At 66.0% G+C, this 24,273-nt stretch carries 21 protein-coding genes and 1 other RNA gene; 4 read left to right on the top strand and 18 right to left on the bottom strand.

The genetic code is table 11. From position 1 onward, the window contains the following. Positions 1 to 26 precede the first annotated feature (26 nt). The 12 genes from QSV46_RS05515 to rsmH all read right to left on the bottom strand — a co-directional run bounded on the left by QSV46_RS05515 (position 27) and on the right by rsmH (position 15,120). Entirely contained in the window at positions 27 to 1,013 is a 987-nt protein-coding gene (locus QSV46_RS05515) for a D-alanine--D-alanine ligase (protein WP_314947568.1), read from the bottom strand. A gap of 21 nt (positions 1,014 to 1,034) precedes the next feature. Next, positions 1,035 to 1,955: a UDP-N-acetylmuramate dehydrogenase gene (murB, locus tag QSV46_RS05510; RefSeq protein ID WP_314947566.1), complete on the bottom strand. Its 921-nt coding sequence runs from the start codon at positions 1,953 to 1,955 to the stop codon at positions 1,035 to 1,037. Positions 1,956 to 2,142: 187 nt separating this feature from the next. Next, on the bottom strand, positions 2,143 to 3,546 hold the full coding sequence (gene murC, locus QSV46_RS05505) for a UDP-N-acetylmuramate--L-alanine ligase (RefSeq protein ID WP_314947563.1): 1,404 nt from the start codon (positions 3,544 to 3,546) through the stop codon (positions 2,143 to 2,145). 137 nt (positions 3,547 to 3,683) lie between these two features. Further along, entirely contained in the window at positions 3,684 to 4,784 is a 1,101-nt protein-coding gene (gene murG, locus QSV46_RS05500) for an undecaprenyldiphospho-muramoylpentapeptide beta-N-acetylglucosaminyltransferase (protein ID WP_314947561.1), read from the bottom strand. A gap of 193 nt (positions 4,785 to 4,977) precedes the next feature. Continuing rightward, positions 4,978 to 6,129 (bottom strand): putative lipid II flippase FtsW, encoded by a 1,152-nt coding sequence (gene ftsW / locus QSV46_RS05495; protein ID WP_314947557.1) that lies wholly within the window; start codon positions 6,127 to 6,129, stop codon positions 4,978 to 4,980. 243 nt (positions 6,130 to 6,372) lie between these two features. Further along, the gene (gene murD / locus QSV46_RS05490; RefSeq protein ID WP_314947554.1) at positions 6,373 to 7,773 is read right to left on the bottom strand and encodes a UDP-N-acetylmuramoyl-L-alanine--D-glutamate ligase; all 1,401 of its coding nucleotides are present in this window, start codon (positions 7,771 to 7,773) and stop codon (positions 6,373 to 6,375) included. Between the two features lie 7 nt (positions 7,774 to 7,780). After that, positions 7,781 to 8,884 carry a phospho-N-acetylmuramoyl-pentapeptide-transferase gene (mraY, locus tag QSV46_RS05485; protein WP_314947553.1) on the bottom strand — a complete coding sequence of 368 codons (1,104 nt, stop codon included), beginning with the start codon at positions 8,882 to 8,884 and terminating at the stop codon, positions 7,781 to 7,783. 166 nt (positions 8,885 to 9,050) lie between these two features. Continuing rightward, positions 9,051 to 10,430, bottom strand: coding sequence for a UDP-N-acetylmuramoyl-tripeptide--D-alanyl-D-alanine ligase (gene murF / locus QSV46_RS05480; RefSeq protein WP_314947550.1), 1,380 nt, complete (start codon positions 10,428 to 10,430; stop codon positions 9,051 to 9,053). Beyond that, positions 10,427 to 11,899 carry a UDP-N-acetylmuramoyl-L-alanyl-D-glutamate--2,6-diaminopimelate ligase gene (locus QSV46_RS05475; protein ID WP_314947547.1) on the bottom strand — a complete coding sequence of 491 codons (1,473 nt, stop codon included), beginning with the start codon at positions 11,897 to 11,899 and terminating at the stop codon, positions 10,427 to 10,429. Before QSV46_RS05475 ends, murF begins: the two co-directional genes overlap by 4 nt. Before the next feature lie 84 nt (positions 11,900 to 11,983). Beyond that, a complete protein-coding gene (locus tag QSV46_RS05470; RefSeq protein WP_314947544.1) occupies positions 11,984 to 13,738 on the bottom strand; it encodes a penicillin-binding protein 2 in 1,755 nt (584 codons plus the stop codon). After that, the gene (locus QSV46_RS05465) at positions 13,735 to 14,127 is read right to left on the bottom strand and encodes a hypothetical protein (protein ID WP_314947541.1); all 393 of its coding nucleotides are present in this window, start codon (positions 14,125 to 14,127) and stop codon (positions 13,735 to 13,737) included. The genes QSV46_RS05470 and QSV46_RS05465 overlap by 4 nt, the downstream gene beginning before the upstream one ends. Positions 14,128 to 14,130: 3 nt before the next feature. After that, entirely contained in the window at positions 14,131 to 15,120 is a 990-nt protein-coding gene (gene rsmH, locus QSV46_RS05460; protein WP_314947539.1) for a 16S rRNA (cytosine(1402)-N(4))-methyltransferase RsmH, read from the bottom strand. Positions 15,121 to 15,550: 430 nt separating this feature from the next. Between rsmH and QSV46_RS05455 the strand changes: the two genes are divergently transcribed. Then, positions 15,551 to 16,414: an N-acetylmuramoyl-L-alanine amidase gene (locus QSV46_RS05455; protein ID WP_314947537.1), complete on the top strand. Its 864-nt coding sequence runs from the start codon at positions 15,551 to 15,553 to the stop codon at positions 16,412 to 16,414. Between the two features lie 148 nt (positions 16,415 to 16,562). Here QSV46_RS05455 and QSV46_RS05450 read toward each other — a convergent pair whose 3' ends face one another. Then, positions 16,563 to 17,795 carry an RNA polymerase sigma factor gene (locus QSV46_RS05450; RefSeq protein WP_314947536.1) on the bottom strand — a complete coding sequence of 411 codons (1,233 nt, stop codon included), beginning with the start codon at positions 17,793 to 17,795 and terminating at the stop codon, positions 16,563 to 16,565. A gap of 22 nt (positions 17,796 to 17,817) precedes the next feature. Further along, positions 17,818 to 18,171 (bottom strand): YciI family protein, encoded by a 354-nt coding sequence (locus QSV46_RS05445; RefSeq protein WP_314947533.1) that lies wholly within the window; start codon positions 18,169 to 18,171, stop codon positions 17,818 to 17,820. 149 nt (positions 18,172 to 18,320) lie between these two features. Between QSV46_RS05445 and rnpB the strand changes: the two genes are divergently transcribed. Continuing rightward, an RNA gene (rnpB, locus tag QSV46_RS05440) (RNase P RNA component class A) lies at positions 18,321 to 18,752 on the top strand. A 250-nt stretch (positions 18,753 to 19,002) separates the two neighbouring features. Here the strand turns inward: rnpB and QSV46_RS05435 are convergent. Together QSV46_RS05435 and QSV46_RS05430 are read right to left on the bottom strand one after the other, a co-directional pair. Then, positions 19,003 to 19,719 (bottom strand): alpha/beta hydrolase, encoded by a 717-nt coding sequence (locus QSV46_RS05435; RefSeq protein WP_314947530.1) that lies wholly within the window; start codon positions 19,717 to 19,719, stop codon positions 19,003 to 19,005. A gap of 70 nt (positions 19,720 to 19,789) precedes the next feature. Then, a complete protein-coding gene (locus QSV46_RS05430) occupies positions 19,790 to 20,254 on the bottom strand; it encodes a DUF983 domain-containing protein (RefSeq protein WP_409997141.1) in 465 nt (154 codons plus the stop codon). Between the two features lie 49 nt (positions 20,255 to 20,303). On the opposite strand from QSV46_RS05430, the gene QSV46_RS05425 reads away from it, so the two are divergent. Further along, entirely contained in the window at positions 20,304 to 21,674 is a 1,371-nt protein-coding gene (locus QSV46_RS05425; protein ID WP_314947525.1) for a PLP-dependent aminotransferase family protein, read from the top strand. Positions 21,675 to 21,737: 63 nt separating this feature from the next. On the opposite strand, the gene QSV46_RS05420 is transcribed toward QSV46_RS05425, so the two are convergent. Continuing rightward, positions 21,738 to 21,998, bottom strand: coding sequence for a hypothetical protein (locus tag QSV46_RS05420; RefSeq protein WP_314947524.1), 261 nt, complete (start codon positions 21,996 to 21,998; stop codon positions 21,738 to 21,740). A gap of 231 nt (positions 21,999 to 22,229) precedes the next feature. Between QSV46_RS05420 and QSV46_RS05415 the strand changes: the two genes are divergently transcribed. Continuing rightward, on the top strand, positions 22,230 to 22,973 hold the full coding sequence (locus tag QSV46_RS05415; RefSeq protein WP_314947522.1) for a sulfite exporter TauE/SafE family protein: 744 nt from the start codon (positions 22,230 to 22,232) through the stop codon (positions 22,971 to 22,973). On the opposite strand, the gene QSV46_RS05410 is transcribed toward QSV46_RS05415, so the two are convergent. Next, a complete protein-coding gene (locus tag QSV46_RS05410) occupies positions 22,970 to 24,244 on the bottom strand; it encodes an O-antigen ligase family protein (protein ID WP_314947518.1) in 1,275 nt (424 codons plus the stop codon). The two genes, QSV46_RS05415 and QSV46_RS05410, sit on opposite strands and share 4 nt — an antisense overlap. Positions 24,245 to 24,273 lie beyond the last annotated feature (29 nt).

Below are 24,273 nucleotides of genomic sequence, written 5' to 3'. Positions count from 1 at the left end.
CCGGTTTGGCCGTTAACCAGTCCTAACTATTTTCGCGACGCCCGCTCGGCGAGCTCGACCAGGCCACGCAGGAAGTCGGCGAAGGCGATGCCCTCGGCTTTCAGCGCCTTGGGGTAGAGCGAGGACTTGGTCAGCCCGGGCAGCGTGTTGGTTTCGAGGTAGACGAGGCCCTTGTCGGAGACGATGAAGTCCGACCGCGAATAGCCGGTGCAGGACATCGCGCGATGCGCCAGCATCGCCTGCTCCTTGAGTGCGGCGGTGATCTCAGGGGCGAAACGGCCCGGACAGATTTCCTGCGTGGTACTCAGCAGATATTTTGCGGCGTAGTCGAAGTTGCCCTCGCCCGGAATGATCTCGATCGGCGGCAGCGCGATGATCGAGCCATCGGTGCGCTCCAGCACGCCGCAGGTCGCTTCGACACCGGCGATGTAGGGCTCGATCACATACTCTTCGTGCTTCGCCGCATTGCGGACGGCGACGATATCTTGCCTGGCGTTGACGAAGATCAGGCCATAGCTCGAGCCGTCGCGCGCCGGCTTTGCGATCAGCCTTCCATATTCGGCGAAGGCCTCGTCGATGTCATCAAGCGCAACGTTTGCCGGCGCCGTCACGCCGCCGAGCGCCGCGAAATGCTTGGCCGCGATCTTGTCGAAGGCGAGATGCGAGGAGGCCGAGCCCGATCCGGTAAACGGCACACCGCGCGCCTCGCACATCAGCTGCAATTCGCCGTTCTCGGCACGTCCGCCGTGGAGGCCCAGCACCAGCACGCGATCTTCCGCCCTGGCCTGATCCAACGCCTGCGCCAGCGGAATGCCTGATGTGCCCGGCTTGAACTCGTCCTCGAACGGACGGGCATGCTCGAGCAGCTGCTTTGACTGCACGACATGCACCTTGTCCTCGACGTCCCACCACCAGAGATCGGCCTCGGGCAACGCCTGATGCAGCGCCTGGGCAGAGGCGACCGAAACCAGACGCTCCCGGTTGGAGCCGCCGAACAAGATGGTGATGCGCATGTTCTCTCGCCGCCTTCGAAGTTAGCCGGGAATCCCGATCCGCTTGATTTCCCAGTGTAGCTCAATTCCGGAATTTGCCTTTACCCGTTCGCGCACGGTCTCGCCCAGCGTCTCGATGTCGTGCGCGGTGGCGTCCCCGGTGTTGATCAGGAAATTGCAGTGCATCTCGGAGACCTTGGCACCGCCGATGCGCAGGCCGCGGCAGCCAGCAGCGTCGACCAGCCTCCAGGCGGAATGGCCGGGCGGGTTCTTGAAGGTCGACCCGCCAGTCTTTTCGCGGATCGGCTGCGCGGTCTCGCGGTGGCTCTGCACCTCCGCCATGCGCGCGCGGATCGCATCCGTGTCCCTGATCTCGCCGCGAAAGCGCGCGGAGGTGAAGATGACGGACGGATCGGCGCCGCTATTGCGGTAGACGAATTTCATGTCGGCATTAGAGAAGATTTGCTTGCTGCCGTCGCGACCGACGCCCTTCGCCTCGACCAGCACGTCCTTGGTCTCGCCGCCATTGGCACCCGCATTCATGCGCAGCGCGCCGCCGATGGTGCCGGGAATGCCGAAGTAGAATTCGAGCCCGCCGATATTGGCACCGGCCGCCACTTCCGCCACGCGCTTGTCGAGCGCGGCTGCGCCCGCGGCGACGATGTCGCCGCTCGCGCTCGCCTCGCCGAAGGCGCGCGGCGCGAGACGGATCACGACGCCCGCGATGCCGCCGTCGCGCACGATCAGGTTGGAGCCGACACCCACGACATAGACGGGGATGTCGGAATCAAGATGCGCAAGGAAATAAGCGAGATCGTCCTCGTCCGCCGGCGTGAACAGCACCTGCGCGGGACCGCCGACGCGAAACCAGGTCAGCTCGGCGAGCGACTGGTTGCCGAGAAGCCGGCCGCGCAGGTCTGGCATTGCGGCTTTGAGCGCGGGTGTGATGTCGGGGAAGCTCATGCCGCGTCCTCAAGTGAGGGAGGCACAATCTCTCCGTTCCCTCCCCTCTTATGGGGGAGGGTCAGGGAGGGGGGTAGCCCCAAGCGAGATCGGAGTTCGTGGCTACCCCTCTCCCCCGCCCTCCCCCACAAGGGGGGAGGGAGCGCAGTTTGCCGCGGGGCGAATTGCGTGATCCCCATACGCGTGCTCACCCCAGTGCCTTCAATTCACCGGGCAATGCATACGCCCATTGCGTGATGTTGCCGGCGCCCAGGCACACGACGAGATCGCCGGACTTCGCCACACCCTTGACGATGCCCGCGAGATCCGACGCCGCCGGCAGCGGGATCACCTCGCGGTGGCCGTGGCCGCGCAGACCCGAGACGAAATGATCGCGATCGATGCCTTCGATCGGCGCCTCGCCGGCGGCATAGACCTCGGCGACGACCACCGTATCGGCGTCGTTGAAGCAGGTGCAGAAATCCTCGAACAGCGATTGCAGGCGTGTGTAACGATGCGGCTGCACCACGGCGATGACCTTGCCGTTGCTGGATTCCCGCGCCGCCTTCAGCACCGCCGCGATCTCCACGGGGTGATGGCCGTAATCGTCGATCACGGTGACGCCGTTCCATTCGCCGGTCTTGGTGAAGCGGCGCTTGACGCCGCCGAAGCCGGCGATCGCCCTGCGGATCGCCTCAACCGACACGCCGAGCTCGCGCGCGACTGCAATCGCGGCCGTCGCGTTCGAAGCATTGTGACGCCCCGGCATCGGCAGCATCAGATCAGGAATCTCGTGCACGGCGCCGGTCTTGCGGTCGCGGAATGCGACCTTGAACTTGGAGCCACCGCCCATCGGGGTCAGATCGACGAACCGCACATCGGCCTGCGGATTCTCGCCATAGGTGATGATGCGACGATCCTCGATCTTGCCAACGAGACTTTGCACGACGGGATGATCGATGCACATCACGGCAAAGCCGTAGAACGGCAGGTTCTCGACGAAATGGCGGAAGGCGTCCTGCACGGCGTCGAAAGTCTTGAAGTGGTCGAGATGCTCGGGATCGACATTGGTGACGATGGCGACATCGGTCGGCAGCTTCAGGAACGTGCCGTCGCTCTCGTCGGCCTCCACCACCATCCAGTCCCCTGCACCCAGACGCGCATTGGAGCCGTAGGCGTTGATGATGCCGCCATTGATGACGGTGGGATCGAGGCCACCGGCATCGAGCAGCGTCGCGACCATCGTGGTTGTCGTGGTCTTGCCGTGGGTGCCGGCGATCGCGACGCAGCTTTTGAGCCGCATCAGCTCGGCCAGCATCTCGGCGCGGCGGACCACGGGAATGCGCCGTTCGCGCGCCGCTATCAATTCGGGATTGTCGCGCTTGATCGCGGTGGACACGACGACGACCTCGGCGCCATCGACATTCTCGCTCTTGTGGCCGACCGAGACTTTGGCGCCCTTCTTGCGCAGCCGATCGAGATTGTAATTGTCGGAGGCGTCCGAGCCCTGCACGGCATAGCCGAGATTGACCAGCACCTCGGCAATCCCGCTCATGCCGATCCCGCCGATCCCGACGAAGTGGATGGGTCCGATCTCGCGCGGCAGTCGCATGGCGTATCCCGTAGTTCCCTCGTCATGCCCGGGCCTGTCCCGGGCATCCACGAATCTTTACCACTTCTTGCAAGACGTGGATGGCCGGGACAAGCCCGGCCATGACGGCAAAAGTAGGAAATCTGGCCGGCTTCGCGTCAGATTCCGGCCACCTTGACCACCAGATCGGCCAGCCGCTCGGCGGCATCGAGCCGGCCGGCACCGCGGGCGGCCTCGGCCATCGTGGCAAGGCGGGCGGGCTCGGCGGCGAAGCCCGAGATCTCGGACGCCAAACGATCCGGGGTGAACTCGGTCTGCGGAATACGGATGGCGCCATCGACCTTGGCCAGCACACCGGCGTTGGCGAACTGGTCCTGGTCGATCGAGCCCGGCAGCGGCACCAGGATCGAAGGCCGTCCGATCGCGGCGAGCTCGGCGACGGTGCCGGCACCGGAGCGCGACACCACGAGGTGGTTGGAGGCGAGCCGCGCCGGCAGATCGGTGAAGAACGGCGCGAGCTCGGCTTTGATCTTGAGCTTGTCGCAGACGGCGCGCACGCGGGTCATGTCCTCGTCGCGGACCTGCTGGGTGAGGATCAGCCGGCCCCACAGCGCGGGCTCGAGCCGCTCGATCGCACCGGGCACGATGTCGGCCATGATGCGCGCGCCCTGGCTACCGCCGACGACGAGTAGGCGCAGCGGCCCGTTCGTTTCAGGCGCGGCATATTTGACGGCCGCCGCAGCGAGGATCGCCGGCCGCATCGGCGTACCGACGGTGGTGGTCTTAGCCGATAGCGCCGGATCGCGGTCGAGCACGCCAGGCAGCGACGTCGCGATGGCGCGGACGCGGCCGGACAGGAACCGATTGGCGCGGCCGAGCACGGCATTGGCGTCGTGGATGATGCCGGGCACGCCGGCGAATTTTGCGGCAACCAGCGGCGGCAGCGTCGGGTAGCCGCCGAAACCGACGACGGCAACAGGCTTCAACTGCTTGATCAGGCGATACGCGGAGAGCGTGCCGGCGGCCAATGTGAGGCCGGCATAGGCGAGTTGGAGCGGATTGCGGCCGCGCGCGGTCTCGCTTCGAACGACGTCGATCATGTCCTTGCTGAACAGCCCGCTATAGCGTAGCGCGCGCTCGTCCGTGACAAGGCGCACGCGAAAGCCGCGCCGGATCAATTCGACGCCGAGCGCCTCGGCCGGAAACAGATGGCCGCCGGTGCCGCCCGCGGCGAGAAGAATCAGGGGGGACGTGTCCATGAATGCCCTTTTACAAGGCCTTTGCCGTCATTGCGAGCCGGTGCTCGTGCCCCGGGCGCAGCGCAGCGCGCCCCTGGCGATGCGAAGCATCGTCCAGTGCGGCGTGGTGCGCTGCTGAACCGGGGCCCACTGTTGCGGCATTCTGGGTCCCGGATCTGCGCTCCGCTTCGCTGCGCTTGTCCGGGACACGCAATCACGCGTAGCTGCGCATCGCCTCGGCACGGCCGCTTGCCTCGACCTCGGTACGCGGGCGCAGCCGCGTCAGCGCCAGCATCATGCCGACGCCGTAGGCGAGCGACACGATCGAAGAGCCGCCATAGGAGACGAACGGCAGCGTCATGCCCTTGGCGGGGATGAGCTGGAGGTTGACCGACATGTTGATGGCGGCCTGCACGCCGAACAGGATCGCAAGACCCGAAGCGGCGAAGCGCGAGAACATGTCCTCATTGGCATAGGCGCGCGACAGCGTGCGGATCACGACGAAGGCGAACAGCGCCAGCATCGCAAGGCACAGGATGATGCCGAACTCTTCGGCGGCGACCGCGAACACGAAGTCGGTGTGACTGTCCGGCAGGCTGCGCTTGGCGATGCCCTCGCCCGGTCCGAGGCCGAACCAGCCGCCGTTGTAGAACGCTTCCATGGCGGTATCGACCTGGAAGGTGTCGCCCGAAGCCGGGTTCATGAAGCGCTTGATGCGTCCTGCCACGTGAGGAACAAAGAGATAGGCGCTAAACAGGCCGGCGGCGCCGAGGCCGGCGAGCCCGAATACCCAGATCATGCGCATGCCCGCGATGAAGAACAGCGAGCCCCACACCATCAGGATCAGCATGGTCTGGCCGAAGTCAGGCTCCATGACGAGAAGCGAGACCAGCATCAACAGCAGCACCAGCGCCATCGAGGTCGCCGGCATCTCCGGCCGCTTGGTGGATTCGGCGAACAGCCAGGCCGCGATCACGACGAACGACGGCTTTGCGATTTCGGAGGCCTGGATGTTGAGGCCGAGCAGCGTGATCCAGCGCCGCGAGCCCTTCACCTCGGGGCCGATCGCGAGCGTCAGCACGATCAGGACGATGCTGGCCGCGAAGATGATCAGGGCGGAGCGGCGGATCGCGCGCGGCGACAGGAAGGACACCCCGAGCAGCACCAGGCAGGACGGCACCAGGAACAGCACGTGGCGGCTGAAGAAGTGGAAGGGATCAAGCCCGATGCGGGTCGCAACCGGCGGGCTCGCCGCCAGCGACAGGATCACCCCGGTCAGCATCAGCGCCAGGATAGCGCCCATCAGCGGCTTGTCGACGGTCCACCACCACTCGGAAAAGGGGGTGCGTTCTTCACGGGAGAGCATGGGCGGCCGCTTTCGGACAGAGGTCGGTCCATTGGTCGCCGAGGTTGGTTACCGGGAGGTTAAGGAGACGCGGATGTTTTTGGGGGATAGAGGGAAAGCGCCACCTCAAACGCTCGTCATGCCCCGCGAAGGCGGGGCATCCAGTACGCCCCGGCTTCTCGGCTCAAGCACCGTCTCTGGAATACTGGGTCGCCCGGTCAAGCCGGGCGACGACAGCGGAGAGAAAAGGCCGCGAAACGCCCCTCACACCACCGGCTTCACACCCGGCAGCGCCTGCACGAGTTCGCGGAACTTGGTGCCGCGGATCTCGAAGTTGCGGTACTGGTCGAAGGAGGCGCAGGCCGGTGACAGCAGCACGACGGCGTCAGTGAGGCCGGAGGCTTCCGCATCGCGCGCGGCGTGTTCGACCGCGACGTCGAGTGTCTGGCTGATCTCGTGCGCCACCTGGGCGCCCAGCGTACCGGAAAATTCCTGCGCGGCCTCGCCGATCAGATAGGCCTTGCGGATGCGCGGGAAGAAGGAGGTCAGGCCAGTGATGCCGCCCGCCTTCGGCTTGCCGCCGGCGATCCAGAAAATGTCGGCGAAGGACGACAGCGCATGCGCTGTGGCATCCGCATTCGTGCCCTTGGAGTCGTTGACGAACAGCACGTTGTCGCGACGGCCGACCTGCTCCATGCGGTGCGCGAGGCCGGGAAAGCTGCGTAGGCCGTTCTGGAGCACATCGAGGCTGATGCTCATCGCAAGCGCGGCAGCGGCGGCGCAGGCGGCGTTCTGCGCATTGTGCAGGCCGCGCAGCGAGCCAATGCCGCCGAGCTTTGCGACCTCGCTCCTCGCACCGCCCGCGGTGCGCACGATGGCGCCGTGCTCGACATGGATGCCGCTCGCCAGCGGGTTCTTGACCGAGATCCGCACCACGTTCTTGCCGGCGCGATCGAGCCGGTCGGCGATGTCGCGGCAAAAGCCGTCATCGACGCCGACGATCGCGGTGCCGCCGGATTGCACGCCGGCGACGAGGCGTTCCTTCACCGCGGCGTAATGCGCGATGGTGCCGTGACGGTCGATGTGGTCTTCGCTGACGTTGAGCAAGATGCCGACGGAGGGATCGAGCGAGGGCGTGAGGTCGATCTGGTAGGACGACATTTCGATGACGTGGACGCGGCCCATGCCTGGCTGCTCCAGCGACAGGATCGCGGTGCCGATATTGCCGCCCATCTGGGTGTCGTAACCAGCCACTTTCGTCAGATGCGCGATCAGCGCCGTCGTGGTCGATTTGCCGTTGGTGCCGGTGATGGCGACGAACGGCGCGTCCGGCGCATGCCGCCGCCGCTCCCGGCAGAACAGCTCGATGTCGCCGATCACCTCGACACCCGCCTCGCGCGCCTTCAGCACGCTCCAGTGCGGCGACGGATGGGTCAGCGGCACGCCGGGTGCAAGCACCAGCGCAGCGAAATTCGCCCAGGAGACGCTGCGCAAATCCGCGGTGATGAAGCCGGCCTGCGCCGCCTTCGCGACGTTCTCGCCATTGTCGTCGGCTGCGATCACCTCGGCGCCGCCGGCCTTCAGCGCGTGGCAGGAGGCGAGCCCCGAGCCGCCGAGACCGAACACCGCGACCGTTTTGCCGGCGAAGGATGTGACCGGGATCATCTAGCGATCACCGCAGCTTCAGCGTCGACAGGCCGGCGAGCGCCAGCATTACCGAGATGATCCAGAACCGGATCACGATCTGCGGCTCGGTCCAGCCGAGTTGCTCGAAATGGTGATGGATCGGCGCCATGCGGAAGATGCGTTTTCCGGTGAACTTGAACGACACCACCTGCACGATGACGGAGACCGCCTCCAGCACGAACAAGCCGCCGATCACCGCGAGCACGATCTCGTGCTTCACCGCGACCGCGATCGCACCCAGCATGCCGCCGAGCGCGAGCGAGCCGGTGTCGCCCATGAAGATCGAGGCCGGCGGCGCGTTGAACCAGAGGAAGCCGAGGCCGGCGCCCAGCAGCGCGCCGCAGAGCACCGCGAGCTCGCCGGTGCCGGCGACATATTTAATCTGAAGGTATTCAGCGAACACCGCGTTGCCGGCGAGATAGGCGATCATGGCGAAGCTCGCGGTCGCGATCATCACGGGCACGATGGCAAGGCCGTCGAGACCGTCGGTGAGGTTCACTGCATTGCCGGCGCCGACGATGACGAAGGCGCCGAACACGACGAAGAACCAGCCGAAATGCAGCACGGTGTCCTTCAGGAAAGGAACCGTCAGCGCGGTCGATGCCGGATCGCGGTTCAGCCGCACCAGCGCATAACAGGCGACCAGCGCGATCGCCGCCTCGATCAGCAGGCGAAGCTTGCCGCCGAACCCGCTCGTGGTCTGCTTGGTCACCTTGAGGTAATCGTCATAGAAGCCGACGAAGCCGAAGCCGAGCGTCACCGCCAGCACAATCCAGACATAGGGGTTGAGCGGATTGGCCCAGAGCACCGTGCCCACCGTGAGGCCGGACAGGATCATCAGCCCGCCCATCGTGGGCGTGCCCTTCTTGGCGAGATGCGACTGCGGGCCATCGGTCCGGATCGGTTGGCCCTTGCCCTGGCGAATGCGCAGGTGATCGATGATCCAGGGCCCGAACAGGAACACGAACAGCGCGCCGGTGACGACCGCGCCGCCGGTGCGGAAAGTGATGTAACGGAAGACGTTCAGGAAGGTGCGAACGGCACCGAAACCCGGAAATGTGTTGGAAAGCTCGATCAGCCAGTAAAACATTCAGACGGTCCTATGGCGCCTTTGCACGTGCCTTTGATCTTGATCCTGATCTTGGCGTGCCTCACGCGCATTCGCTGGTCTTCATCATGGAGGTCGGGCGACCTCTGGGAAAACGGTCGGCTTCGCGCCGCAAGGTGGGATTCGGGAACAGCGCCTTCCAAGCAGTTTACGCCTTTGCCTGCAAGGCGGCCACTAGGCCCGGCACAAACTTGTTGACCCAGAACATCTTCTTGCTGCCCTTGACAACCACGACATCGCCTGCCCTCAGCAGATCTGCGATCTCGCCCGGCTTCAGCGTGGCGGGATCGTCGTGCCAGCCGAGAGCCTTGCCAGCCGGCAATGCGTCGTAGAGGTGGCGCATCAGGGGGCCGACGCAGTAGGCGCCGTCGATGCCTTCGAGATGCCTGACGAGGCCGGTGTGATAGCCGGGCGCGTCATCGCCGAGCTCCAGCATGTCGCCGAGCACCGCAATGCGGCGACCGCCGCTCATGTTGCGGGCCAGGAGGCTTTGCAGCGCCGCAGCCACGCTGGCCGGATTGCCGTTGAAGCTGTCGTCGATCACGATGACGCCGCCGATCGCCTGCTCGACGCCGCGACCGGTCATGATGCCGACCCGGTCGAGCTTGATCGCAAGCGTCGCCGCATCGAGGTTCGCCGCGCGGATCGCAGCGAGCGCGGCGAGCGCATTCTGGACGCGGTGCGGCGCGCCGGGCGTCAGGCTGAAGGCGATCTCCTTCTTGCCGATCATGGCCACGACCTGCCAGCCCTCGCCATGCGGCGCGTGCGCGACCTCGTGCACCTCGGCTTTCTCGCCGAAGCGCACCACCTTGCCCTTCCACTCGGACGCCTTGAGCCCGGCGGGCAGCACCAGCACGCCGTCCCCGGGCAGGCCGAGCGCGATCGACACCTTCTCGCGCCTGATGGCTTCGAGCGAACCGAGCTTTTCCAGATGCACGGGCTGGACGTTGACGACGAGCGCGACGGTCGGCCGCGTCAACTCGCTGAGCCGCGCGATCTCACCTTGCTGGTTCATGCCCATCTCGACGACCCAGAGACTGGCGTTGGGCCTGGCATTGCAGAGCGTCAGCGGCACGCCCCAGAAATTGTTGAAGCTCGACGGGCTCGCATAGGCGTTGGGATAGGCCGCGAGGAATTCCTTGGTGCTGGTCTTGCCGGCGCTGCCGGTGAGCCCGATCACCGGCCCGTTGAAACGCGCACGTGCGGCGCGCGCAAGGCCCCACAGGCCGTCGATCAGCGTGTCTTTCACGACGATCTGGGGAATGCGGATGCCGGCGATCTCGTGCGGCACGATCATCGCCACCGCGCCCGAGGCTTCCGCCTTGTCGGCGAATTCCCAGCCGTCGCGCGCGCTGGCGAAGGCCGAGACGAAGCCGCCACTCGGCGTGCCGCTCAGCGCGACGAACAGGCTGCCCGGCTTCACCAGGCGGCTGTCCTGGGTGACGAAATCGATCGGCGTGTCCGGGAACGATCCGGCGACGCCCAGCGCGCGCGCCACTTCGGCCACCGTCCATATTGGCGCGCTCATGCAACCCTCGACGCTAATGCGGCCGCAACCGCCTCATGATCACTGAAGGGCAGCACCTGGCCACCGACGATCTGCCCGGTCTCGTGTCCCTTGCCGGCGACGAGCAGCGCATCGCCTTCCTGAAGTTCCTCGATCGCGGTTCGAATTGCCGCGGCACGGTCGCCGATCTCGCGGGCGCCTTTTGCAGTTGCGAGGATTTCGGCACGAATGATTTCAGGCTTCTCGCTACGCGGATTGTCGTCGGTGATGATGATTCCGTCGGCATTCTCGGCCGCGATATCGCCCATGATCGGACGCTTGCCGGCATCGCGGTCACCGCCGGCGCCGAACACGACGATCAGCCTGCGCTTCGCGTAGGGCCGCAGCGCCTGCAGCGCCTTCGCCAGCGCGTCGGGCTTGTGCGCGTAGTCGACGAAGATCGGCGCGCCGTTGCGCTCGCCGACGCGCTCGAGCCGGCCCTTGGCGCCTTCGAGATGCTCCAGGCTCGCAAACACGTTGGCGGTATCGCTGCCGGTGCCGATGGCAAGTCCGGCCGACACCAGCGCGTTCTCGATCTGGAATTCGCCGACCAGCGGCAGCCGGACGGCATAGCGCTTGCCGCGATGCTCGACGTCGAGCTTTTGCGAGAAACCCTCGACCTCGGCGCCGGCGAGACGAATGCCCTCGCCCGCCCCGTCGCCGCTGCGACCAACCGCCATCACGCGCAGGCCGCGCGCCTTGGCGGTCTCGATCGCTTCCGCCGAGCAATCATGATCAGCCGAGATCACGGCGGCTCCATCAGGCGAAACCAATTCACGGAACAGCCGGAGCTTGGCCGCGAGATAATGCGCGACGGTCGGATGGTAATCCATGTGATCGCGCGAGAGATTGGTGAAGCCGCCCGCCGAAACGCGCACGCCATCGACGCGATACTGGTCGAGCCCGTGAGAAGAGGCCTCGAAGGCGAGATGCGTCACACCTTCGCGCGCGATCTCGTCGAGCTGCCGGTGCAGCGCGATCGGATCCGGGGTCGTCAACGAGCCGTACACCGTGCGCTTCGGCGAGACGAGACCGATGGTGCCGATGCTGGCGGAGGCATGTCCCAGCCGCTCCCAGATCTGGCGCGTGAACGCCGCAACCGAGGTCTTGCCGCTGGTGCCGGTCACCGCGGCAATCGTTGCGGGCTGCGCGGGGAAGAATTTCGCCGCAGCCAGCGCCAGCGCGCGGCGCGGATTGGCCACCGCGACGAACGGCACCTTGCTGCCGTCGGGCGCATGGTCGCCGACCACGGCCACCGCACCGGCGGCGATCGCGGCATCGACGAAGCGCGCGCCGTCGGTTTTTGCGCCGGCGAGCGCGAAGAAGAGATCGCCGGGCTTGACCACGCGGCTGTCGAGCGCAAGGCCGGTTACCTCGAGCGCCGCGACGGCGGGCTCGATCGCGGCATCATTGCCAAGGGCATCTTGGCCAAGGAGATCGCGCAGCTTCATGGTTGTCCAGTCGACATGCCGTGCCGGAAAGCCGAATCGTCGCAAAAGCCCCGACTCAGCCGCGGCAACGGCCCACCCGTTTGATTACTGGGTTGTCCTGGATGCTGCAAGAATAAGGCGCTCGGACGGCGGCAGGTCGAACCTCGGCTCGACGCCCAAAAGTGGCGCGATCCGCTCGATCACCTTGCCGCCGGTCGGCACCGCGTTCCAGCCCGAGGTGATGAAACCCTTGGTTTCGGGAATCGCCTGCGGCTCGTCCAGCATGATCAGGATCTGATACTTCGGATCGTCGCAGGGCATGATCGCGGTGAACGAGTTCAGCACACGCTTCTTGGCATAGCGGCCGTTGATGACTTTCTCGGATGTGCCGGTCTTGCCGCCGACATAGTAGCCCTTGACGTCGGCGGTCTTGGCGGTGCCGATTTCGGCATTGAGCCGCATCAGGAACCGCATCTTGTCGCTGGTCTCCTGCTTGACGACGCGCTTGGCCATCGCCGCCGCTTCGGACTCGCTGCGCTTCATGAAGGTCGGCGGAATCAAATAGCCGCCGTTCACCAGCGCGTTGATGCCCATCACCGCCTGGAGCGGCGCCACCGACATGCCCTGGCCGAACGCGATGGTCACCGTGTTCAGCTCGCCCCAGCGGCGCGGTATCAGCGGCGCCGCGCTCTCCGGCAGCTCGGTGCGCAGCCGCGTCAACTGGCCCATCTTGGCGAGGAACGCCTTGTGCGCCTCGACGCCCTGGCCGAGCGCGATACGCGCGGCGCCGATGTTGGACGAGAAAGTGAACACTTCCTTGGTGTTGATGAAACGTCCGAGCGGGTGGCTGTCGTGGATGGTGAACTTGCCGTAGTGCAGGTTGCCGCGCGCATCCCACGACGAGTTCAGATTGATCTTGCCGGAATCGAGCGCCATCGCCAGCGTGAACGCCTTGAAGGTCGAGCCCATCTCGTAGACGCCGGTGGTCAGGCGGTTGATGCGGTCGGGGTCGTGCGCTTCCTTCGGGTTGTTGGGATCGAAATCCGGCAGAGAGACCATCGCCACGATCTCGCCGGTCTTGACGTTGGACACGATGCCGGAGGCCGCCTTGGCGTGGAACTTGTCCTTGGCCTTCAAGAGCTCGTCGCGCAGCGCGTGCTCGACGCGCAGATCGATCGAGAGCTCGATCGGCTTCTGCAGCCGGTCGGTGGCAAAGCCGGCACGGTGGAGATCGGCGAGCCCCTGATTGTCGAGCCACTTCTCCATGCCGGCGATGCCCTGGTTGTCGATGTTGACGAGACCGATGAGGTGGGCGACCTCGTTGCCGGTCGGATAGACGCGCTTGTTCTCGCGCAGGAAGCCGATGCCGGGAATGCCGAGCTTGTGGATGTCCTGCTGCTGCTTCGCCGTGACCTCGCGCTTGAGCCAGACGAAGCCCTTGCGCGTCTTCAGGCGCTCGCGCACCTCGGCTTCGTCGAGATCGGGCACGGTCGCGGTCAGCAGCTCGATCGCCTCGTCCTTGTCGATGATGCGGCGCGGCTCGCCGAACAGGCTCGACGCCTTGACGTCGGTAGCGAGAATCGCGCCATTGCGGTCGACGATGTCGGGGCGCGCGGTCGCAACCACCTCTTGCGCCGCGGCGCGGCGGGCGCCGTGGGCATCGGCGCCGATCGCGAACATCACGAGGCGGCCGCCGATCAGGAGATAGACCGAGGCAAAGGCGAGCATCGCAAGGCCAACGCGCGCGCGGGCCTTCGCGGCGCGGTCGACATTGCGCCCGTAGAGCAGGCTGCGGATCAGGCGCTGACGCCAAGGCTCCGTCGGCTTTTCAATGGGTTTTGCAGGCATCGCAGAACTCATTGCTTGTCCTCGGGCTGAGGCACGGAGCCCGTCACGGTGTCAGGATCGCTCGCCGCTTCGATGGTGTTGAGCATGGCCCCGATCGGGTCGGGCTCGCCCGGCCTGAACATCCGGGGCGGACGCTCCGGCAGGTTCTTCAGCGAATCATATTGCGTGCCGTTGACCGGCCTCAGCGGCAGATGCCGCTCGGACAGGCCCTGCAGGCGCAGGGGCGCGTCGAGCCTTGCCCATTCGGAGCGGAGCGAGGCGATCGCATCGCGCTGCTCGCGGATCTCCGCGTGCAGCCGCAGCACCTTCTCGGTGCGGGCCGTCGAATCCATCTTGATCCGGTAGACATGGGCCGCCGCGAAGATCAGCGCGCCGATGACGAGGAGGTGGATGAAACGCATGCGCTAGCCTCCCCTCATCACGTCGGAGAGCTTTGGCCAGGACGAGGCCTCATCATCCCTGTGCGCCGGCGCGTCGGTACGCTCGGCGGCGCGCAGCTTTGCGGACCGCGCGCGCGGATTGCTTGCGACCTCCTGTTCGCCAGCGATGACAGGCCGCCGTGTCAGCAGCTGGAAGCTCGGCGGGACTTGCGCCACTTCCGGCAGATGCCGCGAGCCGCCCCCGGTCTTGCTGCGCTCGGCGAGGAAGGTCTTGACGATACGGTCTTCCAGCGAATGGAACGAGACGACGACGAGCCGTCCGCCCGGCTTGAGCACGCGCTCGGCGGCAGCGAGCGCGGTCTGAAGCTCCTCGAGCTCTTCGTTGACGAAGATGCGCAGGGCCTGGAACGTCCGCGTCGCGGGATGGATATCGCCGGGCTTGGAGCGCACCACCCTGCCGACGAGATCGGCGAGCGCGCGCGTGGTCGTGAACGGCGTCTCCTGCCGGTCCGCGACGATGGCGCGGGCGATGCGGCGCGAATGCCGCTCTTCGCCAAAGAGATAGATGATGTCGGCAAGATCGCCTTCCGAGGCACGCGCAACGACATCGGCGGCGGTCGGGCCGGCCTGCCCCATCCGCATGTCGAGCGGACCGTCGAGGCGGAACGAGAAGCCGCGGGCCGCCTGGTCGAGCTGCATCGAGGACACCCCGACATCCATCACGACGCCGTCAACGCCATCGACACCTTGCGCCGCGCAGACCTCGGCGAGATTGGAGAAGCGGTCCTCGACCAGCGTCAGCCGGCCGGCGGAGCGTTCGACCAGCTCGGCACCACCAGCGATCGCGGTGCGGTCGCGATCGATCGCGATCAGGCGGGTTCCGGGCACATCGAGGATGGCGCGGCTGTAGCCGCCGGCGCCGAAGGTGGCATCGACATAGATCCCGCCCGCATGCGGTGCGAGATGATCGACGGCCTCACGGCCAAGAACGGGGATGTGCGGAGCCGAGCTCATGCGCCAAGCCTGCCGAACGTCCATGCGCAACCGGGGACGAACAAGCCCATAACGCCTCGAATAATTCCGCGTCGCGGCGGTTCCACGACAAAGCCCTCGTCCAGCATGGTTACCTAGCCCGGTCATCCCGGGCGGCAAACCCAGTGTTCCCAGTGGAATTTGTCGGGCAGCCATGGGATTTCGAGCCAAAATACGCTTTGGCCGCCTCCGGACGCGGGTCGGCTCTTCATCTCTCAGTAACGGCCCTTAGCGTTAAGAAAGCGTTGATCGGCTCGTTGCAAGTCGAAAAGGTGATGGGCTGGTGATGCCACATCCACACACATGCGCCAAAATGCATCCGTTAACCGCGACGCGCGATTGCGCGCGCCGGAGGGTAAAGGAATAGTAAAGAGAAGGGCTTGGCCCACCCTCTGTCCGACTTGAGCTGCCTATGTCGCCCGGTTCGTCCACGCCGTCTGGATCTGATTCGAAGCGTCAACGCGTTCTCCCGGTTCCCAAGGCCGCGGCGAGCACGCGGACGTTCGAGCCGGATTCCTCGATCGCTTCCGACATCATCCCCTCGCCAAACCATGGCGAGCGCAGCAAGGGACGACAGCCGGACATGATCGTGCTGCACTACACCGGCATGCCCGATGTCGAGGGTGCGCTGGCGCGGCTGTGCACGGCCGGTACCGAGGTGTCCGCGCATTACGTCGTGCTGGAGGACGGCCGGATCGTGCAATGCGTGCCCGAAGCCAGGCGCGCCTGGCACGCCGGCGTCTCGTCCTGGGCCGGCGAGGACGACATCAACTCCTGCTCGATCGGCATCGAGATCATCAATCGCGGCCACGACTGGGGCTATCCGGAATATCCGTTGCGCCAGATCGCCGCCGTGATCGCACTGTGCCGCGGCATCATGCTCCGCCGCAAGGTGCCCGCACACCGGGTGCTCGGCCATTCCGACGTCGCCCCCGCGCGCAAGAAGGATCCCGGCGAGAAATTCCCATGGCATTCGCTGGCCAATTCCGGCGTCGGTCACTGGGTGACGCCCGCCCCTGTCGTGCGCGGCGAGAGCCTGATGCTCGGCACCATCAGCGACGAGGTGCTGAACCTGCAGCAGGCGCTCGCCCGATACGGCTACGGCGTTCCCCTCACCGGCAAATACGACGCCGCGACGATGGAAGTCGTCACCGCCTTCCAGCGCCATTTCCGCCCCGCGCGGCTCGATGGGGTTGCTGATCACTCGACGCTCTCGACCTTGCAGGCGCTGCTGGCGAGCTTGCCGGCGGAGGGGACGGCGGTCGCGTCGAAGTGACGACGAGGCTTGCGCCACTCTCGTGTCCCGGACGCGCGAAGCGCGAGCCCGGACCCAGTCGGCGACAAGATCCGCGATGGTGAGATGGACCCCGGCTCTGCAGCGCATCGCTGAAGGGGCGCTGCGCTGCGTCCGGGGCACGAGAGGCCTACTCCATCTCCTTCATCCGCCGCGCATAAAGCCTACGCAACGGCTCCAACTGCGTCGCTTCCGTTGCCGCAATATACGCCTCGCGCGCTTCGTCCTTTCGCCCCAGCCGCCGCAGCAAATCCGCGCGCACCGCGGGCAACAGCTCGTAGCCACGAAGCTCACCGCGCGCGGCGGTCGCATCGACGAGATCGAGCGCGCGCGCCGGACCGTCGACCATCGACACCGCCGCGGCGTGGTTGAGCTCGATCACCGGCGACGGGCTGATGCGCAGCAGCACCTGGTAGAGGCCGGCGATCTGCGGCCAATCGGTCTCCTCGAAGCTCGGCGCACGCGCATGCAGCGCAGCGATCGCGGCCTGCACCGCATAGGGCTGCGGCCGGCCCGGCACGCGCAGCGCGTCGTCCACCATCCTCAAACCCTGCTCGATCTGCGCGCGATCCCACAGCGACCGGTCCTGCTCTTCGAGCAGCACGATGTCGCCCGCCGACGTCTCGCGCCCGGCACGGCGCGCATCGTGCAGCAGCATCAGGGCCAGCAGGCCCTTGATGCCGGTGCGATCGGGCATCAACCGGTCGAGCAGGCGCCCGAGCCGGATCGCCTCGACCGCGAGATCGGGCCGCATCAGATCCGAACCAGACGTCGCAACATAACCTTCGGTGAAGACGAGATAGATCACGGCGAGCACGCCATCGAGCCGCGGCGTCAGCGCGTCGCGCTCGGGCACCTCATAGGGAATGCCGGCGAGGCGGATCTTCTGCTTGGCGCGGACGAGGCGCTGCGCCATCGCCTCCTCACCGACGAGGAAGGCGCGGGCGACCTGTGCGGTCGACAGGCCGCAGACGGTGCGCAGCGTCAGCGCGACCTGGACCTCGGGCGCGAATGCAGGATGGCAGCAGGTGAAGATCAGCCGCAGCATATCGTCGTCGAGCGTGCCCGGCGGCTCGTCGGGTGCTTGCGCGTTCAGCTCGAGCTCTTGCACCAGCGCCTGCTGCTTAGCGCGGAAGACGATCTGGCGGCGGACGCGGTCGATCGCCTTGTGCTTGGCGACGTTGACCAGCCAAGCGCGCGGATTGCCGGGGACCTCGCACGCCGGCCAGCGCTCCAGTGCCACCGCGAAGGCATCCTGGAGCGCGTCCTCGGCGAGATCGAAATCGCCGACGAGACGGATCAGCGTGGCCAGCGCCCGCCCCGTCTCGTCGCGGAAGATCTTTTCGATTTTGCCGGGGGTCATGCGCCGAAGCGCGGCCAAGCCGTCACTTGTCGTACACCCAGATCGGCCGCACCTCGATTGAGCCGATCCGCGCGCTCGGAATCCGCGCCGCGATCTCGATCGCCGCGTTGAGATCCTTGGCCTCGACCAGATAGTAGCCGCCGAGTTGCTCGCGCGTCTCCGCGAACGGGCCGTCGGTCGTCAGCGTCTTGCCGTCGCGCACGCGCACCGTCGTCGCGGTCGTGGTCGGCTGCAGCCGGTCGCCGGCCTTGAAATTGCCGCTCTGAATGATGGACTGGGTGAAGGTCTGATATTCCGCCGTCATCTGCTGGCCGACCGCCGGACGCATGTTCGCGTACTCGGCCTCGTTCTGATAGATCATCAGCAAATACTGCATCGCTTAGCTCCTGTTGCACGGCTGGATCGCCGACATGCAGTCGAACGGGGCACGCTCCCAACGACATCTTCAGGATAAATTATTTGCAGGCCGCGCGCGCGGCGATCTCCGCTTGACGGAACCGTCACAAATGCCCCATGCCTTATCAGTCAGTCGGCCGGACGGCCGCTCCGGCAAGTGCCGAAAGGCCGCCGGGGAGGAAAGTCCGGGCTCCCTTGACATACGGTGCCGGATAACGTCCGGCGAGGGTGACCTTAGGGAAAGTGCCACAGAGAACGAACCGCCCGCCGACGCCCCTAACGGGGCTATGGCGAGGTAAGGGTGAAAAGGTGCGGTAAGAGCGCACCGCGGCGCCGGCAACGGGGCCGGCATGGTAAACCCCACCGGGAGCAAAACCGAATAGGGACGGCGTAGCGGGCTGTTCGCGAAAGCGATAACGCCGCGGGGCGATGTCAGGCCCGCCGTCCGGGTAGGTTGCTCGAGGCCATGTGCAAACATGGTCCCAGAGGAATGGCCGTCACGTATCGTTCGCGCAAGCGGACGGTGCCCTACAGAACCCGGCTTACAGGCCGGCTGATGCTCTAAAGCGTTTTCGAGCGGAGTGGTTTTCCGGTTCGCGAAGAGAACGCGTCTTACTAACGAAGTGACGAGGGGTTCGATGCTGACCGCATCGGGCCCCTCACCATTTCGGCCCCTCTGTCATTCCGGGGCGCGATGAAGTCGCGAACTAGGATGCGCAATTGCGCATCTGAGAATCCATTCATCCACCAACTCTGTCGCCCGATGGATTCCGGGCTCTCGCTTCGCGAGCCCCGGAACCACATCCGTGGGTCAGGCCACGATCTCGTTCAACACCTTCATCAACGCCTCCGACGCGGTGACATTCGGCGCATGACTCGCATCGAGTTCGAGATAGCGCCAGCCATCCTCGCTCTTCGTCCGCTTCGCAAATTGCCCGAACACGTCGCCCGGCGGAATGCGCGTGCAGTAGATGTAGCTGCGCGGCACCGCCGGCTCGCCGTGCTCGAGTCTCAAGCTCGTCTCGAAGCATTTGACCGGCATCGCGACGCGGCGCGCGTTGAGCCAATCGAGATCGGCCTGCGGCGTGTCCGGCGGCGGCGGGTTCGGCGGGACGCGGTAGCCGTCGCCGGAGCCTGCAGCCCTGCGCATCGGCTCGCGCCCACCCTCGTGGAGATCGAACAGAGACTGCCCGTCGCGCGGCACGAAGGCGTCGAGATAGATCAGCTGCGACACCCGTTCGCGCGCGCGGTCGGCGACACCGGTCGCGACCATGCCGCCATAGCTGTGGCCGAGCAGCACGATGTCGCGGAGGTCCTCGAATTCGATGACGTTGAGGATGTCCCGGATATGCGTCTCGAGATCGATCGAAGGACTTGCCAGATGCGCGCGCTCGCCGAGACCGGTATAGGTCGGCGCCACCAGGCGGTGGCCGGCCTGCGCCATCAGCGGATGCATTTTCTTCCAGGCCCATCCGCCGGACCAGGCGCCGTGACAGAGCAGGAAAGTCTTGGGCGAATGTGCGGCCATCGGCGTTTCCATCGTTCTTGTTGGTACGATGGAGTGTAGCGGCCGGCCGCGCGATGTGAACGCGCCCCGCTCAGGCGGCGCGCGTGTCCGCCTTCACCAGCACCGGCGCAAGCTCGCCGGCCTCGCGCCGCAGCTTGCCCGCTTCAAAGCCGTGCATGCCGATCTGCCATTGCAGCCCGACGATGGCGCCCTTGGTCGGTTGCAGCAGCGCGAGCGAAGCGAACAGCGTCACCGGCAGCCACACCGCCAGTTGCAGCCACACCGCCGGCGCATAGGCGGTCTCGACCGCGAGGATCGCCGGCACCACGAGATGGCCGACCACGACCATCACGAGATAAGCCGGAAAGTCATCGGCTCGCTGGTGCAACAGTTCCTCGCCGCAATGATCGCAAGCGTCGGCCACCTTCAGGAAACGGCCGAACATGTGTCCTTCGCCGCAGTTCGGGCACTTGCCCAAAAAGCCGCGCCACATCGCCTTCGCCAGAGAGACTGAACCGATTGCCATGACCGCACCTCTTCCTTTTCGCTGATCCATACAATACTATCTTGCATCCATACATTCAAAGGATATGGACTTAAATTGCATGGGTTGGACCCCTACAATCTCGGAGCTGAGTGGCCCGCGCTACCAGCGCATCGTCGACGCCATGGAGGCCGACATCGCCGCGGGCCGGCTGGTGCGCGGCCAGCAATTGCCGACCCAGCGCGCACTCGCGAAAGCGCTCGGCATCGACCTCACCACGGTGACGCGCGCCTACACCGAGGCGCGGCGCCGGGGCATCATGGAAGCCCGGGTCGGACAGGGCTCGTTCGTGTCGGAGACCAGCGCGCGCCGCGCGGCCGACCTGCCGCATCCGGTCGCCATCGATCTCTCGATGAACGTGCCTCCGCATCCGCTGGAGGCGCAGTTCGACGAGCGGATCATCGCCGGAATGGAAGCGATCCGCGCGCAATCCGGCCTGACCACGTATCTCAACTACCAGCCGCCCGGCGGCAGCGCGCACGAGCGCGAGGTCGCGGCGCGCTGGATGCGCGCACGCGTTCCGCACGCGCAAGCCGACAGGCTCGTGATCTTTCCCGGCGCGCAGACGATCCTGTTCAACCTGCTCGCCCATCTCGCGCGGCCGGGCGACGTCGTGCTGACCGAAGCCCTCACCTTCCCCGGCATCAAGGCCGCCGCGGCGCGGCTCGGCGTCAGGCTCGTGAGCGTCGCCATGGATGACGGCGGCATCCTGCCCGATGCGCTGGCGAAGGCCTGCCGCGCGCATAGCCCGAAGGCCGTCTACCTCATTCCGACGCTGCACAACCCGACCACCGCGACGCTGTCTGCCGAGCGCCGCAGCGCGATCGCCGGGATCATTGGCAATGCCAACACGATTCTGATCGAGGACGACGCCTACGGCCTGCTCGACCGCTCGGCATCGCCGATCGCCAATCACATTCCCGAGCGGACCTATCTTGCAACCACGCTGTCGAAATGCATTGCCCCGGCTTTGCGTGTTGCCTATCTCGTGACGCCCGACAGCGCCGCGCAGCAGGCCATGCGGACCTGCCTGCAGGCGACGGTGCAGATGCCCGCGCCGCTGATGGTCGCGCTGGTGACCCACTGGATCGAGACCGGCATTGCCGATCGCATCATCACCGCCATTCGCAACGAGGCCGTCGGCCGCCAGCAGCTCGCGCAACGCGCGTTGAAAGGCTTTCAATTCCTTGCAAGACCCGCCGCTCATCATCTGTGGCTGCGGCTGCCGGAAAGCCGCCCCGAAATCGCGGCTCACCTGTTGCGGAATGGACTCGCAGTCGTTGCCGGCGATGCCTTCACCGTGGACGGCACACCGCCGCATGCGGCGCGCGTCTCGCTCGGCGCAGCGCGCAACCGAGCGGAATTGACCGAAGCGCTACGCATTCTGGTCGGCGCGCTGCACAGGCCTGCCGACACCAGGCAGATTGTCTAGAGCATGATCCGGAAAAGCGTGCAGCGGTTTTCCGACAAGATCATGCTCAAACGATAAGCAAAATTATTGATGCTGACGGCGATGGCGGGGACGAACGACCGGCCTCACGCCTGACGGATAGGCCGCATAGGCCTCGCTCGGTGCCACCGTCTCGCCACGGGCTGCGCGTCCCGCCGGCGTGAGCTGACCGCCGTTGAGCACGTCACGGTCGGGATGCGCGGCCTGATAGGCCGCGGGCTCGGAAAACTGTGCCTGTGCCATCGTCGGCATCAGGGCCGCTGCCGACAGCAGCGCGGCCGCGACAGCGATCTTCGTACGGGTCATGGTGGTTCTCCATCATCTCATTCGAGGACAGGCCAGTCGGAGCGCATCAGGGCGTCGGGCGTAGCCCCACATTGAAGTACGACCGTCATGTAGGCCTGTCTTTCGCGAACGCCCGGCCGCGGGGGATCACGCTTGCGTGCGGTACGGAATTGACCTCCACGGCCGCGGCTGTGCTATGCGGTCCGTGGCGATCAACAGTTCGGGATCGCCCGTTGCGACAAGGACAATCGGTTGGAAACGCTCACCTACGTGCTGCTCCTGCTCGGCGCGCTGGCCGGCGGCTTCGTCTCGGGCCTGGCCGGCTTCGGTACGGCGCTGATGGCGCTCGGCATCTGGCTCTACGTGCTGCCGCCTTCGCTCGCGGTGCCCCTGGTGCTGATCTGCTCGGTGATCGCGCAGACCTCGACGCTGCCGTCGATGTGGAAGAGCTTTGACCTGTCGCTGGTGTGGCCGTTCCTGATCGGAGGACTGATCGGCGTGCCGCTCGGAACCATGATGGTGGCCTCGGCCGATCCAAACGTATTCAAGCTGAGCGTCGGCGTGCTGATCCTGATCTTTTCGACGGCTCTCTATCTCAACAAGAAGCCGCTCGCCGTCACGTTCGGCGGCCGCATCGCCGACGGCGCGATTGGCTTTGCCGGCGGAATTCTTGGCGGCCTCGCCGGCCTGTCCGGACCGCTGCCGATCCTGTGGGCCAACATCCGTGGCTGGAACAAGCACGAGCGGCGCGGCATCTTCCAGCTCTTCAATTTCACGGTGCTCGCCACCGCACTGGTGCTGCAGACGGCCTCGGGCCTGGTCGAATTCAAGGTAGTCTGGCTCGCAGCTGTCGCCTTTCCGGGGACGCTGATCGGCGCATGGGCCGGCGCGCGCGTCTATCACGCGTTGAACGACAAGCATTTCGGCGACGTCGTGCTCGGCCTGTTATTCCTGTCGGGCCTTACCCTCGTCTGGAACAGCGTCGGCGCGCTTTAAACCTCAGCCTTCTTCGCAGCCAGCGCCATGCCGCCGGCAACGCCGACGCCGAGCACGTAGATCCAGCCCGACGTGAAGTCGAACAGATGCGAGTTGAGCAGCGAGGACAGCATGTTCTGTACCACGACCAGTAGGCCGATCCAGCAGGCCAGCCCTTCGCCGCGGAACATCAAGAGGTGCGCGAACCACAGCGCGTAGAGGATCAGCACGCCGACGAGGCCCCACTGCACGGCATTGCTGAGCGTCTGGTTGTGCGGGTTGCTGACGATCTCGCCGCGCAGCGGGTCGATCTCCGCATCGACGGCTGCGCTGGCGAACAGGCCCCGGATCGAGCCGGTGCCATGACCGATCAGCGGCGCATCGGCGATGAAGCGCAGGGATTTTCGCCAGTATTCGAGGCGCGAGCCCATGCCGCTGACGTCGTTGCCGACGATGCTCGCGTGATAGTCGCCGTTGAACTTGGCGACCGTCATGCGCAGAGGCGGAGAGATGTTCCACAGCAGGACCGCCAGTATCCCCGTCGCGCCGACGGCGGCGAGCGCCAGGCGCCAGCGCAGATGCAGCAGCGCGAACACCACGACCAGCACCGGCAACGTCACCAGCGCCGTGCGCGACACCACAACGAACATCATGTTGCCGAGGAAGCAGATCGCCAGTACGGCGAACAGCGCCGCGATCCGAACGCGGCCCTGCCGAACCAGCGCCACGACCGGATAGACCAGCGCGAGCGCACAGAGCGCGAACTCCTGGCTCTGGTCGATATAGTTGCGCACCGCGATCCCGCTTTCGGCCTTGTAGGGCCCGCGCGACAAATAAGGCTTCAGTGACAGGTTGGGGTCGATCGCCACCGTGAAGGAGTACAGCATCAGCAGGGCGCAGGACGCCAGGAACGCCGAAAACACCCAGTGGCCGTAGGGCCAGCGTTCGAACTGGTAGATCAGCAGCGGAATCACCAGCAGCTTTGCCGGCGGCCCGATCGCATGGATCCGCTCCGGCCAGGGCGCATCCGACCAGAGCGCGCCGACGGCAGCGAGGGCGACCAGCGCGATCGGCAGCAGGCAGATCGGACGGAGCAGCGAGCGTGGGAATTCGCGCAGATCGACGAACGCAAAGGCAATCAGCCAGGGTATGAGCGCAAAAGTCAGTCCGGTTGTCGTCCATGGCAGCAGCAGCGCGATCAGCGCAACGAAGCGGGCCGGCGTGCGATAGCGCGCCGCCCAGATCGCGGCGAGCGTGGAGGCCGGCCGCGGTTCGTTCGTCACTCCGGTCATTCAGCCCTTCTGCGGCACACCATCCCCAA

This window comes from Bradyrhizobium cosmicum (genome assembly GCF_032290525.1).
Classification (GTDB): domain Bacteria; phylum Pseudomonadota; class Alphaproteobacteria; order Rhizobiales; family Xanthobacteraceae; genus Bradyrhizobium; species Bradyrhizobium cosmicum_A.
The sequence above is the reverse complement of the archived record's forward strand: the minus strand, read 5'-3'. Positions and strand labels throughout refer to the sequence as shown.